The organism is Thermoanaerobacter sp. RKWS2 (genome assembly GCF_026240795.1).
GTDB lineage: Bacteria > Bacillota > Thermoanaerobacteria > Thermoanaerobacterales > Thermoanaerobacteraceae > Thermoanaerobacter > Thermoanaerobacter ethanolicus.
This window is the reverse complement of record NZ_CP110888.1, coordinates 2242689-2259923: the sequence shown is the minus strand read 5'-3', so window position 1 is coordinate 2259923 and position 17235 is coordinate 2242689. Positions and strand designations below refer to the sequence as shown.

At 34.3% G+C, this 17235-nt stretch carries 19 protein-coding genes; 17 read left to right on the top strand and 2 right to left on the bottom strand.

From position 1 onward, the window contains the following. Positions 1–75 precede the first annotated feature (75 nt). Positions 76–1719 (top strand): hydroxylamine reductase, encoded by a 1644-nt coding sequence (hcp, locus tag OEI98_RS11885; RefSeq protein WP_003870029.1) that lies wholly within the window; start codon positions 76–78, stop codon positions 1717–1719. A gap of 70 nt (positions 1720–1789) precedes the next feature. On the opposite strand, the gene OEI98_RS11880 is transcribed toward hcp, so the two are convergent. After that, positions 1790–2188 carry a helix-turn-helix domain-containing protein gene (locus OEI98_RS11880; RefSeq protein ID WP_003867464.1) on the bottom strand — a complete coding sequence of 133 codons (399 nt, stop codon included), beginning with the start codon at positions 2186–2188 and terminating at the stop codon, positions 1790–1792. A 179-nt stretch (positions 2189–2367) separates the two neighbouring features. On the opposite strand from OEI98_RS11880, the gene OEI98_RS11875 reads away from it, so the two are divergent. From OEI98_RS11875 to OEI98_RS11805, 15 genes are all read left to right on the top strand, one after another. Then, a complete protein-coding gene (locus tag OEI98_RS11875) occupies positions 2368–2553 on the top strand; it encodes a helix-turn-helix domain-containing protein (protein ID WP_003867465.1) in 186 nt (61 codons plus the stop codon). 298 nt (positions 2554–2851) lie between these two features. Continuing rightward, positions 2852–3217 carry a DUF6514 family protein gene (locus OEI98_RS11870; RefSeq protein ID WP_003867466.1) on the top strand — a complete coding sequence of 122 codons (366 nt, stop codon included), beginning with the start codon at positions 2852–2854 and terminating at the stop codon, positions 3215–3217. A 95-nt stretch (positions 3218–3312) separates the two neighbouring features. Continuing rightward, entirely contained in the window at positions 3313–3729 is a 417-nt protein-coding gene (gene acpS, locus OEI98_RS11865) for a holo-ACP synthase (RefSeq protein WP_003870027.1), read from the top strand. Further along, the gene (locus tag OEI98_RS11860) at positions 3692–5224 is read left to right on the top strand and encodes an NAD(P)H-hydrate dehydratase (protein WP_003870026.1); all 1533 of its coding nucleotides are present in this window, start codon (positions 3692–3694) and stop codon (positions 5222–5224) included. The genes acpS and OEI98_RS11860 overlap by 38 nt, the downstream gene beginning before the upstream one ends. A 4-nt stretch (positions 5225–5228) precedes the next feature. Beyond that, positions 5229–6245, top strand: coding sequence for a LolA family protein (locus tag OEI98_RS11855; RefSeq protein ID WP_244262740.1), 1017 nt, complete (start codon positions 5229–5231; stop codon positions 6243–6245). Between the two features lie 19 nt (positions 6246–6264). Further along, complete coding sequence (gene alr, locus OEI98_RS11850; protein ID WP_003870024.1) at positions 6265–7419, top strand: alanine racemase; 1155 nt, start codon at positions 6265–6267, stop codon at positions 7417–7419. Between the two features lie 101 nt (positions 7420–7520). Further along, the gene (locus tag OEI98_RS11845) at positions 7521–7796 is read left to right on the top strand and encodes a CopG family ribbon-helix-helix protein (RefSeq protein ID WP_003870023.1); all 276 of its coding nucleotides are present in this window, start codon (positions 7521–7523) and stop codon (positions 7794–7796) included. Positions 7797–7798: 2 nt separating this feature from the next. Beyond that, positions 7799–8149: a type II toxin-antitoxin system PemK/MazF family toxin gene (locus tag OEI98_RS11840; RefSeq protein WP_003867472.1), complete on the top strand. Its 351-nt coding sequence runs from the start codon at positions 7799–7801 to the stop codon at positions 8147–8149. A gap of 97 nt (positions 8150–8246) precedes the next feature. Further along, positions 8247–8699 (top strand): hypothetical protein, encoded by a 453-nt coding sequence (locus tag OEI98_RS11835; protein WP_003870021.1) that lies wholly within the window; start codon positions 8247–8249, stop codon positions 8697–8699. 114 nt (positions 8700–8813) lie between these two features. Further along, a complete protein-coding gene (locus tag OEI98_RS11830; RefSeq protein WP_019907959.1) occupies positions 8814–10826 on the top strand; it encodes a DUF5693 family protein in 2013 nt (670 codons plus the stop codon). 1 nt (position 10827) lies between these two features. After that, positions 10828–11919: a polysaccharide pyruvyl transferase CsaB gene (csaB, locus tag OEI98_RS11825; protein WP_003870019.1), complete on the top strand. Its 1092-nt coding sequence runs from the start codon at positions 10828–10830 to the stop codon at positions 11917–11919. Positions 11920–11921: 2 nt separating this feature from the next. Then, positions 11922–12659, top strand: coding sequence for a WecB/TagA/CpsF family glycosyltransferase (locus OEI98_RS11820; protein ID WP_003870018.1), 738 nt, complete (start codon positions 11922–11924; stop codon positions 12657–12659). An 11-nt stretch (positions 12660–12670) separates the two neighbouring features. After that, the gene (locus OEI98_RS11815; protein ID WP_003870017.1) at positions 12671–13516 is read left to right on the top strand and encodes a YitT family protein; all 846 of its coding nucleotides are present in this window, start codon (positions 12671–12673) and stop codon (positions 13514–13516) included. A 15-nt stretch (positions 13517–13531) separates the two neighbouring features. After that, entirely contained in the window at positions 13532–14353 is an 822-nt protein-coding gene (locus OEI98_RS11810) for a transketolase (RefSeq protein ID WP_003870016.1), read from the top strand. Further along, positions 14354–15274 carry a transketolase family protein gene (locus OEI98_RS11805; RefSeq protein ID WP_003870015.1) on the top strand — a complete coding sequence of 307 codons (921 nt, stop codon included), beginning with the start codon at positions 14354–14356 and terminating at the stop codon, positions 15272–15274. 28 nt (positions 15275–15302) lie between these two features. Here the strand turns inward: OEI98_RS11805 and OEI98_RS11800 are convergent, their stop codons facing one another. Further along, on the bottom strand, positions 15303–15818 hold the full coding sequence (locus tag OEI98_RS11800; protein ID WP_004404453.1) for a ferredoxin domain-containing protein: 516 nt from the start codon (positions 15816–15818) through the stop codon (positions 15303–15305). A 183-nt stretch (positions 15819–16001) separates the two neighbouring features. On the opposite strand from OEI98_RS11800, the gene OEI98_RS11795 reads away from it, so the two are divergent. Continuing rightward, on the top strand, positions 16002–17234 hold the full coding sequence (locus tag OEI98_RS11795; RefSeq protein ID WP_003871224.1) for a 6-phosphofructokinase: 1233 nt from the start codon (positions 16002–16004) through the stop codon (positions 17232–17234). Position 17235: the final 1 nt, after the last annotated feature.

Here is a 17235-nt window from a genome sequence, read left to right as displayed (position 1 = left end):
TTTTATCACAGATTCTTTTGAGTTTTTAGCTTATCATAATTTGTGGGCAAAAACTTAGAAAAAGGAGGAAGTAAAATGAGTATGTTTTGCTATCAATGTCAAGAAGCCTCTCAGGGCATAGGGTGTACAGTGAGAGGTGTATGCGGTAAGACATACGACGTTGCAAATCTGCAAGATTTGTTGATTTTTACATTAAAAGGCATATCTTTTTTAAATTTAAAAGCAAGAGAGGCAGGAGTAAATAAAGAGAAGACGGACAGATTCCTTTTTGAGGGATTATTTTCCACAATAACTAACGTTAATTTTGACAGAAACTTCTTTATTAACAAAATAAAAGAAGCTGTTGCATTAAGAGAAGAAATAAAAGAAGACCTCAAAAAGGCAGGAATTGAAGTAGACGAATCCTGTGAGGCAATAAACTGGGTTTATGATACAGATGAAGATATAGAAGCAATAGCAGCTGAAGTAGGAGTTTTATCTACGAAAGACGAAGATATAAGGTCCTTGAGAGAGCTTATCACTTATGGTGTAAAAGGTATGGCGGCTTATGCATATCACGCATATCAGCTGGGATACAAAGATGATAATATATTTAGGTTTATGGAAAAGGCTTTAGCTAAAGTTTTAGATGACAGCTTAACTGCTGATGATTATGTGGCTCTTGCACTCGAGGCAGGAAAATATGGTGTTGATACAATGGCGCTCCTTGACAAAGCAAATACCTCGACTTATGGCCATCCTGAGATAACAAAAGTTAATATCGGTGTGAGAAATAATCCTGGAATATTGATAAGCGGTCATGACTTGAAAGACTTAGAGCAATTGTTAGAGCAAACTGCTGGTACAGGGGTAGATGTTTATACACATGGAGAAATGCTTCCTGCTCATTATTATCCAGCTTTTAAGAAATATCCGCATTTTGTTGGTAATTATGGAAATGCATGGTGGCAGCAGGATAAGGAGTTTGAGCTATTTAACGGACCAATTTTAATGACTACAAACTGCCTTGTGCCTCCAAAGGATTCCTACAAGGATAGAGTTTACACTACAGGTGTTGTAGGCTTTGAGGGAGTAAAATACATTCCAGAAGGTCCCGACGGAAAGAAGGACTTTTCAGAAATAATTGAACATGCAAAGAGATGCAAGCCACCTGTGGAGATTGAAAGAGGGGAAATAATTGGTGGTTTTGCTCACAACCAAGTTTTAGAGCTGGCGGATAAAATTGTAGAAGCGGTAAAGACAGGAGCTATAAAGAGATTTTTCGTAATGGCAGGCTGTGACGGCAGAATGAAGAGCAGAACCTATTATACCGAATTTGCTAAAGCTCTTCCTAAAGATACAGTCATTTTAACTGCAGGTTGTGCAAAATACAGGTACAACAAGTTAAACCTTGGAGACATAAACGGAATTCCAAGAGTTTTAGACGCAGGACAGTGCAATGACTCTTACTCATTAGCTGTGATAGCCATGAAGCTTAAAGAAGTCTTTGGTTTAAATGACATAAACAAGCTTCCTATTTCTTACAACATTGCGTGGTATGAACAGAAGGCTGTTATAGTGCTTTTGGCACTTTTATACCTCGGAGTAAAAAATATTCATTTAGGACCTACGCTTCCTGCTTTCTTATCACCAAATGTCACAAAAGTATTAGTTGACAAATTTGGCATTGGTGGTATCACAAACGTAGAAGATGATATGAAAATGTTCATGGGTGAGTAAAGATTACGGCTGCAAAATGCAGCCGTAATCTTTTGTCATTATGATTAATAATTAATCATAATGGTTAAAATTATACTTTCTTTTCTTTTTTAATGAACTCTTCTAAATCAGTAGTATTCAAACTCACTTTTATGTATCCTTCTATATCTCTCTTTCTTTCCTCAGGCAATGTTTCAAAGGCTTTAAAAATTATTTTATCCTTTTCACTGATGCTTTCAAACTCTTCTCTCGATAAGTATTTTTCCTCTTCTTCTTTTACATATTCTATTTGTTGGCCAGTAAGAAGCCAATCTATTGAAACATTAAGGGCGTTTTTTAACTTTATCAAAGCATTGGAAGAAGGCATTGATTTGTTGTTTTCAAGGTCACTTAAATTTCCAACAGATAATCCTGTGAGTTTGCTCAAAGCTGTTATAGTCAAATTATTTTTTTTACGAGCATATTTTATGCGTTCGCCAACTGTATCCATAACACTCCTCCTTTGTTTTTTTCTGAATTACGATATTAGTATTGACATTTTCGTAATTCAGATATATATTTAAAATAGTTAATTTTTAATCATTATCTATTTTAACACAAATATTTTATTATTCCTACTGAATAAATATGCTAACTTTTGTTTGTAGGAAAAAACAAGGGGGTGCTTTGATGAAGAAAAGAAAGTTAACAGATTTTGGGAAATTAGTGAATGACAGATTGGCGGAACTGAATATGACACAAAAAGAATTGTCGCGATTGATAGGTACCAGTGAGCCATATTTAAGCATGATTTTACATGGTGAAAGGTCAGGGAAAAAATATATGGATAAAATAAAGGAGATATTAAAACTTTAAAAAAGAGTTTTCGTATTTTGTGAAATTTTTTTGATAGAAATTTTTTATAAATTTTTTTCGACAATTATAGTTCTAATATTGAACATAGACAGAATAATTTACAATTTTCGATATCGCAAAAAACACCAAATAGTTTTACATAGACTTGTTAAATGTTTGTTAAAGTAAAAAAAGTGTCTTTTCTGTCGATAAAAAATTTTCAAAAAAATAAAGGATTTTTTAGAAAAAAATAGAATATATTAATATGTATTGTAAGTTAATAATTAATCTTAAAAAATAAATTGGAGGGGATAGTAAGATGTATTACAGGAAAGTGAGCGAGTACATATCGACAAGGGAGGAAGAAAGGAGAAACATAACTACTCACTACACAGTGGTCATGTCAGAAATAAGTGTTTTTAACGGAAAAGAGGAAGTAAAATTGCCGTCGTATGGGATCAAAATTCTTCAAGAAATTTTTGATGGAGAAAAGGAGAAAATTGAAATAATAGAAGAAAAAGTGACAAATATAAGTCCTTACTTTGAAAAAGTGGACAAGCTAGCACAATTCTTTAAAGAAATGACGGTATCGCCTGTTCATCTGTATGAAGTAATTGACGATATGTGTGAAGATTATATAAGTGACTATGATAGACAAGCTAAATTGTGTAAGGTTGCTATTTAAGAAGGTGTCATGCCTTCTTTTATTTTTTTGAAGGATTTTGTGAATTAATAGAGAAATAATATAATGTAATTAGGATAATTGGAGGAACTGTATATATGGAACTGTTTGTGGGAACGGATATTGTAGAAGTTGAAAGGATAAAAAAAGCTTTTGATGCAAATTCTAAATTTTTGGAACGGTTATTTACTCAAAAAGAGATAGAGTATTTTAACAGTAAAAGGATGAAATTACCTCATATAGCGGGTTTTTTTTCAGCAAAAGAAAGCATATCAAAAGTCTTAGGAACAGGTATCAGTGGTTTTAGCTGGAAAGATATTGAAATATGTCACGATGAAAAAGGAGCCCCTGCCGTAATTTTAAAGGGGAAGGCTAAAAATATTGCAGACAAAAAGGGAATAAGGGATATAAAGCTGTCTATTTCTCATACGAAGACCTATGCTATAAGCTGTGCTATTGCTATTGGAGGTGAAAAAAATGATAGTGCTGACATCAAAACAGATGAGAGGAGTTGAAAAAATAGCTATAGAAAAAATAGGAATTCCTTCTATAGGTTTAATGGAGAATGCGGGAAGAGAAACAGCGCTAGAAGTGAAAAAGATTTTAGAGGAAGAGAATTTAAACTCTGTAATAGTTATATCTGGAAAGGGGAATAATGGTGGAGATGGCTATGTAGTGGCTAGAAATCTTCATAATTGGGGAGTCGATGTAAAAGTATTTTTAACTACAAGTTTAGGTGCTATTTCAGGGGATGCAAAAGTAAATTTAGATGCAATCCTAAATATGGGGATTTATGTAGCGGAAATTACTCAAAGAGAACATCTAAAATTTTTGGAAAAAACTATTAAAGACAGCGATGTGATTGTGGACGCAATTTACGGAATTGGGCTTAAAGGAGAAATAAGCGGCATAACAAAAGAGATTATAGAAATGATAAACCAAGCCAATAAAATTGTGGTATCTGTCGATATTCCTTCTGGATTAAATGCTGATACAGGTAAAGTAGAAGGATGCGCTGTTAGGGCTACTAAAACAGTTACTATGCAATTTCTAAAGCCAGGCTTATTAGTGTATCCGGGTGCCGATTATGCAGGAGAAGTTCGTGTTGCTGAAATAGGGATTCCTTACCGGTTAGCAGCAGAGGTAGGTTATAATTATAACCTTGTGACTTCAGAGGATGTAAAGCTTCCAAAAAGGCATGGAAATACTCATAAAGGAGATTATGGTAAAGCTTTGATTATAGCTGGTTCTAAAAATATGACAGGAGCAGCATATTTGAGTGCTAAAAGCGCTATTAAGGCAGGTTGCGGATTGGTGAAATTAGCAGTTCCCCAAAGTGTGCAATCAGTAATTCAGGGGGGACTTTATGAGGTTATAACCTATGGATTAGAGGAACAAAATGGTATTTTATCCCATAATGCTTTAAGTAGTGTACTAGAGTTAATAGAGGAAAGTGATGTTATTGCTATAGGACCAGGATTGACTCATGATAGAGATATTTCACAATTGGTATATGACATTGTAAAAAATACGGATAAGCCTGTAGTTTTAGATGCTGATGCTCTCAATGCTTTGGTAGGAAGATTGGAAGTTATACAAGGTAAAAAAATTATTCTAACTCCCCATTATGGGGAAATGTCAAGATTGACAGGCCTAGAGATTGATGAGATTAAGAATAATCTTTTTGAAGTAGCAAAAACTTTTATTGATAGGTACAAAGTGACACTTGTACTTAAAGGTGCTAAAACTGTAATAGCGACAAAAGAAGGAAGCATATATATAAATAGCACAGGCAATCCCGGGATGGCAACTGCTGGTAGTGGAGATGTTTTGACAGGAATGATTACAGCTTTTTTGGCTCAAGGGTTTAGCGAAGAAAAAGCGGCAATTTATGGGGTATTTTATCATGGGAAGGCAGGAGATATTGCTAAAGAATATGTGGGAGAGTATGGAATGACAGCGATGGATATCCTTGAGAACATTCCAGAGGCTCTTAAATGTGGTTTGTAAGAGGGTGAGAGTTGTTGAAAAAGAGCTTTTTTGTAATTGTTTTTGTGCTTATATTTCTTCTTTCAGGGTGTGGAGTAAAAACAAAAAAGTTAAAGATCCTTTTATTTCTATTAAAGAACAATTAGATAAATTAGAAAGTTATACTGCCACAGCAATTGTAGAGCTTTATAACAACAAGATAGATAACAAATTTGCAGTTGTGCAATTTTACAAAAAAGGTAAATTTCGATTAGAAGTTTTAAAAGAAAATGGGAGTCCGGATAAAATTATTGTATATGACGGCAAAAGAAGTTATGTGTATTTTGCAAAGGTGAATCAAGTTTTTGTAGCAGAAAATACAGAAGAGATTCCTTTGTATTCGATGATTACTTCTTTTATAAAAAACTATATTAATTCAGGTGGAGAGATAGAAAAAAGAGAGATGGATAAATTTTATTTAATAACAGTTCCTATTTTGGATAAAAATATTTTCATGTACAAAGAACAAATGGCTTTTTCTAAAGAGGATTTGACACCTAAAGAATTGACAATTTTTGATATTAATAATGAAATTTTTTCAAAAATTACTTATAAGGATTATAAATATAACCCTGAGATAAATGACAAGTTGTTTACTAAGGATAGCGTAACGACGTTAGCGGGAAATCTTTTAGATTCTCCAGTAATAGAAATAGATGCAAAAGAGGTTTATAAATATTGCGGCATAAATCCTGTAATGCCTGTGTATTTACCACAAGGCTTTAAACTTTTAAATGTATTAGTGAATGTTAATAAAAATAATGGAGTTACTTTTGTGTATACTTCGGGTGGGGATTTGATAGAAATTTTTGAAACTGTAGTTGACCAAAACGAAATAGTTAATGAAAAAGGATTTCTTTTGAGTGAAGGAGTGTATTATAAAGAAAAAGACAATGGGGAAAAGGAATATACTACGATGGTAAATGGTATGCAAGTAAAAATTACAGTAACCGGGGATTTGAATGAAGAGGAGATACTTAAAGTGATAAAATCCTTGAGGTGAAAAACAAGGGGGATTTTTAATGTTTGATAATATAAGGCCAACAAGAGCAGAAATATATTTGGATAATATAGTGCATAATTTGAGTGAAGTAAAGCGATGGGTGGGCAAGAAAGTAAAAATAATGGGGGTAGTGAAAGCCAATGCTTATGGTCATGGAGCTTGTCAAGTAGCAAAGGTTTTAATAGAAAATGGGGTTTCTTATTTGGCAGTAGCTACAATAGAAGAGGCGTTAGAATTAAGGGAATGCGGAATTAATATTCCCATACTCGTTATTGGATATACTCCTTTAACTCAGGCCAAAGAATTAATTGTGCACAATATAACTCAAACTGTTTTTGATATAAACTATGTTAAAGACTTAGAAAGAATTGCCTTAAATGTGGGTAAGAAGGCTAAAGTTCATGTAAAAATTGATACAGGTATGGGACGGATAGGATATACAGATTTAAAGGTAGCTGAAAAAGAGATAGAAAAAATGATGGAAATGGAAGGGGTAGAAGTAGAAGGCATATTTAGTCATTTTGCTACTTCTGATGAAAAAAATAAAACATATGCTGAAAAACAGTTTGATGTGTTCAAAAAATTGTTGGAAAGGTTAAAAGAAAAAAGGATAAATATTCCTTTAAAGCATATAGCTAACAGTGGAGCAATTATTGACCTTAAATATACTTATTTAGACATGGTAAGGCCAGGAATAGTTTTATACGGCAGTTATCCTTCAGAAGAAGTCGAAAGACCATTGGATTTAAAACAAACTATGGGCTTTAAAACTAAAATAGTGCATATAAAAGAGGTACCTGAAGGTACTTCCATTAGTTATGGAAGGACATTTATAACTAAAAGAAAAAGCAAAATTGCCACATTGCCTGTAGGATATGCTGATGGTTTTAATAGATTACTCTCTAATAATCATCATGTCTTAGTAAAAGGGAAATATGCTCCTGTAATTGGGAGAATTTGTATGGACCAAACGATGATAGATGTCACCGATATAGAAGGAGTAGAACTAGGTGATGATGTAGTTATTTTTGGAAATCAAGAGGGAGAAAAAATAACAGCGGATGAGATTGCTAAAAAATTAAATACTATACCTTATGAAGTATATTGTGGAATATCTAGAAGGGTGCCTCGAATATATATTTACAAAGGAGAGGTAGTTGAAGTAAAAAATTAATTAAAAATTTGACTTTTATAGTATAAAATTTACAAATGATTGACATCATTATATATAGTAATATATAATAAATTATATAAGTGCGTAAGGAGGTCCTAAAAGTGGGCGAAACAAAGCGAATACTTGTGAGCTTACCTCAGAGTTTATTAGAAGAGGTCGACGTTCTTGCCGCTATGGAAAACAGAAATCGCAGTGAATTTATAAGAGAAGCGATGAAATTATATATACGCGAGAGGAAAAAAGTTCAAATACGCGAGAGCATGAAAAAAGGATATCTCGAGATGGCAGCAATCAACAGTGAACTTGCGGAAATGGGCCTAACCGCAGAAAACGAATGTTTTACAGGATATGAAATGAAATTGAAAAAGTGTGATTGACTATGGTGATAAAGAGAGGAGATATCTTTTATGCCGATTTAAGCCCTGTAATAGGCTCTGAACAGGGTGGAATTCGGCCTGTACTTATAATTCAAAATGATATTGGTAATAAATATAGTCCAACAGTAATAGTAGCGGCAATTACATCTCAGATCAACAAAGCCAAATTGCCCACTCATGTTGAAATAAATGGGGCAGAATATGGACTTAACAAAGATTCTGTAGTATTGTTAGAACAAATCAGAACTATTGACAAAAAACGTTTAAGAGAAAAAATTGGCCATTTTGACCAGGAAATGATGGAGAAAGTCAATGAAGCTTTGCAAATAAGTTTAGGGTTGATTGATTTTTAAGGACTTATTTTAAGATAAGTTCTTATTTTTTGTTGAAATATCATTTATTTTTTTATAAAATAGAGGTGGAAGAGGGGAATTATAGGAGGAAGAACAAATGAAAAAAGCTTATGCGCTTATACTGGTTTTTGTTGTGATTTTAGTGGCTTTGAGTGTTGGTTATGCTGATCAAAATCCTGAACCAGGAAGTCAGCAAGACCCCCTTGTCAGCAAAAGCTATGTTGATTCGCAATATAATCAGGTAAAAGCTTATGTTGATGATAAGCTAAAAGAGGCAAAGACAGGGGCAAGCTATGAAGTAGTTGAACTAAATGCAGGAGAGGTTTTGACAATGGAGGGCGGTACCCAAGCGATAGTTAGAATTGCAAATTCAGCAGTAATTGTTACAAAAACTGATGGAGTAGCGGACCTTACTGCAGGTACAAATTTGAAAGATAATGACCTTATACCTGCTAATCACCTTTTGCTTTTTCCACGCTCTGATGGCAGAGGCATAAAAGCGACAAAACACACATACATAGTTGTGATGGGGAAATATACAAAAAATTAACAGCGCTTTGCGCTGTTTTTTTATGCTCTAAAGAAATTTTTGTGATATAATATGAGTAGTTACCCACCTTAAATGTCGATGTGTTACAAAAGCGAATACAAAGGAGAGATTAATTTGAAGCTAAGAAAAATACTTGTAATATTTATTGCTATTTCTTTAGTAGTATCTATTTTCGTAGACATAAACAGAATAAGAGTAGAAAACAACTATGATACAGTAGAAATTGTAGGAGATTTAAAAAGCTTCAAATACCTTGCTTCTGCAACAGGCAAAGATTTGGTTTCTGTACTTTCTGACATGAAATCAGCTGGTCTTATAGGTGTTGCTGTAAATGAGGTTACTCTTGAAAGCCTTCAACAGTCTGGTAAAATTTCTTTGAGCCTTTTAAAAGACGTAGGGAATCTTTATTTGTTGTCTTCAAACTTAGGGAATGTAGCATTGGAAGACTACTTAAAGAGTCTTACAGATAAGGAAAGGGAGCAGTATGGAAACTACATAGTTGTTACAACAAAAGATGTAAAGATATTCAATTTTCTTAAAGAGGCTTTAACAAGAAGAGTACCTGAAGACGAATTAAAAGTGCTTGAAAAGAGAGGTAGCTATGCCTTTGTTATCAATAAACCCAAAGATGCTTTTATAACAAAGGGGTTGGGATTTGATGAAAGCGATTTAGAACTGGTAAAGTCTTTAGGCTTTGATGTGATACCGCGAATTGAGAATTTTACTGGGATAAAGGATAAAGATATAAAAGACTATGTTGATATATTGAAGAAATTTGATGTAAAAACTGTAATTTTTAATGGTACTGATGTCTTAGGAAATCCGGAAAAAATATCTTATGCTGCTTCTTTATTTAAGAAAAATGGCATAAACGTAGGAATTATAGATGTGCCTATGGGGAAAAAACTTCAAGATGGAATGAATAAATTTGCTAAGTTCGATGATTATAGGGGGATAAAAGTCTTTGGAGTTTCAGAAGCAGAAACTCAAAAATACGATACTTCTGAAATAGTAAATAGATGGTACAGAGGAATAATAGAGCGAAATGTGAGAATTATTTATATGAGAGCAAAAATAGATAATTCCAAAAGTGCAGCTTACAACATACAACAAAATCAATCTATGATTGAAGATATGACAAAATACATAAAAAAAGCTGGATTAAAAGCTGGCATTGCAAAATCTCTTCAACAACTTCACCAGTCAAAACTTACAGAAATACTTATAAGTTTGGGAGTTATCGCTGGTGGCTTGTTGCTTTTACAGATGTTAGGAATTGGAGAATATGTGTTAATTTTATTAGGATTGTTGGGTGCTATACTGACTTCTTTAGTGTTAGTAAGCAGATTTAACGATTTAGGTGTCAAAGTAGTAGCATTAGCTTCTTCTATAATTTTTCCTTCTCTTGGGATAGGATATTTTATAGACAAAACGAAAGAAATATTGGAGAAAAAGCAAAATATCAGCTTCACATATACCTCACTAAAAATATTTATTAATTCACTATTGATTTCTTTTATAGGGGCTCTTAGTATAGCGGCTATAATGGCTGACAGTAAATATATGTTAAAAATTGACTATTTTAGGGGTGTAAAAGTTTCTTTTGTACTACCTTTAGTGTTTTATGTTTTGTATTATATTATAAAGATATACAATGCTAATCACTGGAAGACTTTTATGGAGAGAATAAAGGAATTTTTAAATATAGATATAAAAGTATGGCATTTAGTAGCTATTGCTATAGCAGGGATTATCGGAATTATATACATTTCAAGGACGGGCAATGAACCTATTGTTAAGCCGACAGAGTTAGAGCTTAAATTTAGAGATTTCCTTGAACACACTCTTGTAGCAAGACCTCGGACGAAGGAATTTTTAATAGGTGACCCTGCGATTATATTGGGAATTTATGCTGCTTTTAAACGCTCAAAAGCGTGGACATTTATTATGGGGATATTTGCTTCGATAGGTATATTGTCGATTGTCAATACTTTTAGCCATATCGAAAGCGTGCTTACGATTGCGATAGAGCGCACGGTAATTGCATGGGTATTGGGGGCTTTAATTGGCATGATTGCTGTATTTATAGTGGACAAGATCTTAAAAAATATAAAAAGGGAGTATTGATATGAAAACAGTCATATCCGGCTATTACGGATTTGATAATATTGGGGATGAAGCTGTTCTAAAATGTCTGGTAGAAGGTTTAAAAGAAAGAGGTATAACAGATATAACAGTTCTTTCTAATAAACCTGATGAAACTTCTAAAAAGTACAACGTAAAAGCAGTAAATAGGAACTCTTTCAAAGAAATATACAAAGCGCTAAAACAGTCAGATGTACTGTTAAGTGGCGGTGGGAGTCTTATACAAGATAAGACCAGTAGTAAGAGTTTGTGGTATTATCTCGGAATAATGCTTATGGGGAAATTCCTTAGGAAAAAAGTGTATGTTATGGGACAAGGTATTGGTCCAGTTGATAAAAAGTTTAACAGATGGCTTACTGCAAGAATTTTAAATAAAGTTGACGGAATAGCTGTAAGAGACGAATTATCCAAAGAGTATTTGAAACAGCTAAATGTAAAAAAAGATGTGGTAGTAGCGGCAGACCTTGTATTAAATTTTTCTGGTGGTAATAATAGAGAAATTTTTGGCAAAATCCTCGAAAAAGAAGGGATTGATTTAAATTCTGCAGAATATGTTCTGATTTGCACGAGAGAATGGGGAAATTCTGAATTATCAAGGGTTGAGTTGGCAAGGGCTGCAGATTTTATTGCGCAGGATTATGGATATAAGATTGTTTTTCTTCCTTTTTATCATGAGGATATAGAAGAGAGCGATAGGGTTGCTACTTATATGAAAATGCCTTATGAAATTTTAACTGGAAAATACGAAATAGAAGAGATATTGAGTATTATTAGAAGCAGCAGCTTATTAATAGGTGTAAGACTGCATTCTTTGATTTTTGCGTTTATATCCTTAGTTCCATTTGTTGGTATATCTTATGACCCTAAGGTGGAGGGTTTTCTAAAATCCATTGGTGAAAGCAGCGCAGGAGACATTAATTCTTTTACTGCCGACGACATTTTAAATAAAGTAAGTTCAATTTTACAGCGAAAAGAAGAGTATATAAATGATATGTCTAAGCATTTAGATGAGTTAAAAGAAAAAGCAAAAAAGAATTTTGATATATTATTTGAACATAATAAATTTGAGGTGTGAAGATGGAAAGATTAGATATATTTGGAGTGCCAATAGATCGGGTGACGATGAGACAAGCAGTAGAGATTTTAAACAATTTTTTACAAGAAGACAGACTGCACATTGTTGCAACACCTAATGCGGAAATTGTAATGATGGCGCAAAAGGATAAAGAATATATGGAAATATTAAATAATACTGACTTAAATGTTCCAGATGGAAACGGCATTGTTTTTGCTTCAAAAGTTTTTAAAAAGCCGATGCCTGAAAGAGTAGCAGGTTTTGACCTCATGATGGAATTTATAAAAGATATATCTTCTAAAAATATAAAGATTTATCTATTGGGGGCTGCTCCTCAAATTGCAGAACAAGCTCGTGTTAATTTGGAAAAGCTATATCCGAGTGCTAAAATAGTGGGAACTCATCATGGCTATTTTACTCAAGAGGAAGAAAATAAAATCATAGAAGAGATAAATAATAAGGGTGCAGAAGTTCTTTTTGTGGCTTTAGGTGCTCCTAAACAAGAGAAATGGATATATAAAAACAGAGACAAATTAAAAGTAAAAATAGCAATGGGGGTAGGAGGAAGTTTTGATGTAATAGCTGGAAAAGTTAAGAGAGCACCTTACATTTATAGAAAATTAGGCTTAGAGTGGCTATACAGGTTAATTAAAGAGCCTTGGAGATATAAAAGGATGATGGCACTTCCTAAATTTGCTCTTAAAGTTTTGCTACACAAAGGAAAAGTTGACATGCGATAAGGGGATGTATTATGAAAGTTTCACTTAAGAAAATAATAATAGACTTTTTCTGGGTTACGATAGGTACATTACTTGTTAGTTTGTCTCTTGACCTATTTTTGGCACCTAACAAAATTGCTCCTGGTGGAGTAAGTGGACTTGCAGTTGTTCTACAACATTTGTTTGGATGGCCAATAGGAGCAGTTACCTTGGCAATAAATATTCCGCTTTTTATCATCTCGACTAAAGCTTTAGGAACAGGTTTTGGAGCTAAAACACTTTATTCAACTATTTTATTAGGTGTTTCTATTGATGCATTGGCTTTTTTAAAACCTCTTACCCATGATACAATATTGGCGGCAGTATATGGTGGTATAATAATGGGTGTAGGGCTAGGTATTGTGATAAAATATGGAGCAACAACTGGTGGAACAGACATGGCTGCTATGACTTTGCATAAATACATACACTTTTTAAGTGTGGGCAGAATACTGCTTATAATAGACTTTGTAATAATAACTTTAGCAGGCATAGTTTTTAGCCCGGAACTTGCCCTTTATGCTTTAGCTACTGAATTTATTTCTATCAAAGTTATTGACCTCATACAAGAAGGTAGTGGCGATGAGAGAATTGCTATAATTATTTCTGATAGGTATGAGGAAATTAGTAAATCAATATTGGAGGAAATGGAAAGGGGGGTAACAGAACTAAAAGGAAGAGGGGGTTATTCAAAAAAGGACAAAAATGTTTTGTTGTGTGTTGTAACTCGTAGAGAAGTTACAACCTTAAGAAGCCTTGTGAAAAGAATAGACCCCAACGCTTTCGTGATATTATCAACAGCCCATGAAGTTTTAGGAGAAGGATTTAAAAACATGTGAAATGGAGGTATTGGTATGGACAAAGAATTTTTAAAGCAAAAGGCAAAAGAAGTGAGAATAGACATCATAAACATGTTGGCAGAAGCAGGATCTGGCCATCCTGGGGGGTCATTATCCTGTGCAGATATTTTAACCCTGCTTTATTTTGATAAAATGAATGTAAAGCCTGACAATCCCAAATGGGAAGATAGGGACAGACTTGTGCTTTCAAAAGGTCATGCAGCTCCTGCACTGTATGCTGTATTAGCTGAAAAAGGGTTTTTCCCAAAAGAAGAGTTAAAAACTTTAAGAAAGCTTGGCTCAATACTTCAAGGGCATCCCGATATGAAATCCACACCGGGACTTGATATGACCACAGGGTCATTAGGGCAAGGACTTTCCGCTGCAAATGGAATGGCATTAGCAGGTAAATTAGATAAAAAGGGCTATAGAGTCTATGTAATATTAGGAGATGGAGAATTACAAGAAGGGCAAATATGGGAAGCAGCTATGACAGCAGCCCATTACAAACTCGACAACTTGACTGCAATACTTGACTTTAACGGCTTACAAATAGATGGCCCAAACAGAGAAGTAAAAAACATAGAACCAGTAAATGAAAAATTCAAAGCTTTTGGATGGCACGTAATAGAAATAGACGGCCACGACTTTGACCAAATAGACAAAGCCATAGAAGAAGCAAAAGCTACAAAAGGAAAACCTACATTGATAATAGCTCATACAATAAAAGGGAAAGGCGTATCCTTTATGGAAAATCAAGTAGGATGGCATGGCAGTGCGCCTAATGAAGAACAAAGACAAAAAGCTATACAAGAACTTGAAGGGAGTGGAGTATAAATGGCTATGGCGACAAGAGAAGCCTATGGGAAAGCCTTAGTAGAATTAGGCGCAAAAAACAAAGATGTAGTGGTATTAGACGCTGACCTATCAAAATCCACAAAGACGGCAGATTTTCAAAAAGTATATCCAGATAGATTTTTTAACATGGGAATATCAGAGCAAGATATGATGGTAACAGCAGCAGGACTCGCTACCTGTGGGAAAATTCCTTTTGCCAGCACTTTTGCCATATTTGCAACAGGAAGAGCTTATGAGCAAGTGAGAAACTCCATAGGTTATCCACACTTAAACGTAAAAATAGCAGCTACCCATGCTGGCATAACAGTAGGAGAAGACGGGGCGACACACCAATCAATAGAGGATATATCCCTTATGAGAGGAATACCTGGGATGGTGGTAATAAACCCAGCCGATGCAGAAGAGACGAGACAAGCCATATTTGCGGCGGCAGAGCACTATGGACCAGTATACATAAGGTTGGGGAGGATGGCAGTACCAGATATACACGATCAAAACTACAAATTTGAATTAGGAAAAGGTGAAGTAATAAGAGAAGGGAAAGACGTAGCGATAATAGCGACAGGGATAATGGTAGCCATAGCGATTGAAGCAGCAGATAAACTAAAAGAAGAGGGAATAGAAGCGACAGTGGTGAACATCCACACAATAAAGCCGATAGACAAAGATTTAATAGTAGAAGTAGCTAAAAAGACGGGCAAAGTTATAACAGCAGAAGAGCACAGCATAATAGGTGGGCTTGGTTCGGCGGTAGCAGAGGTTCTTTCAGAGGAATATCCAGTGAAGATAAAGAGAATTGGAATAAGAGATGAGTTTGGACAATCCGGTTCACCTAAAGAGCTTTTAAAACATTATGGTTTGACAGCGGAGGATATTGTAAAAGCAGCTAAGTCATTTTAAAAAATGCCAGGATTTAACCTGGCATTTTTTATCTATCAAAGTATATGTTTTTGCCTGTAGCAGAAAGAGGAATGCCTATAACAATTTCTCCTTCAATTAATTTTAACCTTCTTGCACTTACACCTATTCTATACATAACTCGATTATCCACATTCAAGAGACTGGCGGTTTTAACTGCAGACCCTACTGCTATTCCTAAGTCGATGAGCCTCCAGGCACATATGGGACCTGCGAATTCTGTACCTTCTCTAAAATCCCTTAGACTAGTGCAAAGATTATAACCGCAGGCGCCGCAATTTAGTCCAACTTTTTCTGGTTTATTTAATGAAATTAAAAGTACTGCACTGGAGTTAGCGACGTTTTTTGCATCCCTGTCAAAATTTTTCTTTCCGGATTCTTCGCCATATTTCATCATATCCTCTTTTAACCTTACGAGGTCTTCACCTGTAATTACTTTTGTTTCTATAAAGTCTTTTCCAGTTGCTTTAGGTGCTGTTCTCGCTGATAATGCCATCAAATGAGCAGCTAATTCAATTACATCCATAATGTCTCCCTCCGTATTTTTAAGATGAATGCGTTATTTATTATAATTTTGCTATATTTTTTTGCTTTTTGCAAGAAGGGTTGATAAAATTTTATCAAAAATTATTATTATATTTCTTTTTGTGATATAATATATCTGAATTACTTTATAATTTATAATAGAATATCACAATGGGGGTATATTATGTATACTAAAAGCAATTGTCTTATAGCACAATCGGGTGGTCCTACAGCTGTTATTAATTCCAGTCTGTATGGAGCTATAATGGAAGCTTCACGCTCGGAGAAAATTGGTAAAGTTTATGGTGGGATAAACGGCATAGAAGGTATAATAAAAGGCAATATTATTGACATATTTGATATTCCCTATGAAAGAATAAAACAAATGAGATTTAGCCCTGCGGCTGCATTAGGGTCGTGCCGATATAGGTTAAAAGACTATTTAGAGGATGAAGAGGAATACAAAAAGTTAATAGAAATTTTTAAGAAATACAACATTAAATATTTTTTCTACATAGGTGGCAATGATTCTATGGATGCCGTTGACAAAGTCAGTAAATATGCAAGAGAAATAGGTTTTGAAATAAATGTAATTGGAATTCCTAAGACTATTGATAACGATTTGATGTTTACAGATCATTCTCCTGGTTTTGGAAGTGCGGCAAAATATATAGCCACAACTACTTTAGAACTTGCTTTAGATGCGGAAGTGTATGAGACTAAGACAATTAACGTACTCGAAGTGATGGGCAGAAATGCAGGTTGGCTTACCGCTTCTTCTGCTTTGGTTAAAGAAAGATTGCCCCATTTGAAACAACTTATTTATCTTCCTGAGATACCTTTTAATGAGGAAAGATTTTTAGAGGATGTAAATAAAGCTTATAAGGAATATGGCAATGTCTTTATAACTGTATCAGAAGGACTTATGGATGAAAAAGGGAATTACATTGGAAGAAAAGAAAATGCTTATCATAAAGATGCTTTTGGTCATCCTCAACTGGGAGGAGTAGGAGACTATATAGAAAAGCTTGTAAAAGAGAAAATATATAAACGTGTCAAAATGACCAGACTTGGTGTAACGCAAAGATGTGCAATGCACTTGGCATCTAAAGTGGATTTTGAAGAAGCTGAAATGTTGGGGAGGGAAGCAGTAAAGTATGCGTTATGTGGTGAAACCGGGAAAATGATAAGCCTTGTAAGAGAAAGAAATTACCAATACACTGTTAAAACGGATATTGTAGATGTTGATAAAGTGTGTAACAAGGAGAAAAAAGTGCCTTTAAATTGGATAAATGAAGAAGGTAATTATGTCACTGAAGAATTTTTTGATTATGCAAGACCCCTTATACAAGGAGAAGTGAAGGTCCCTATGGTAGAAGGGCTACCTTATTATACAAACTTAAAATATGCGATATAAA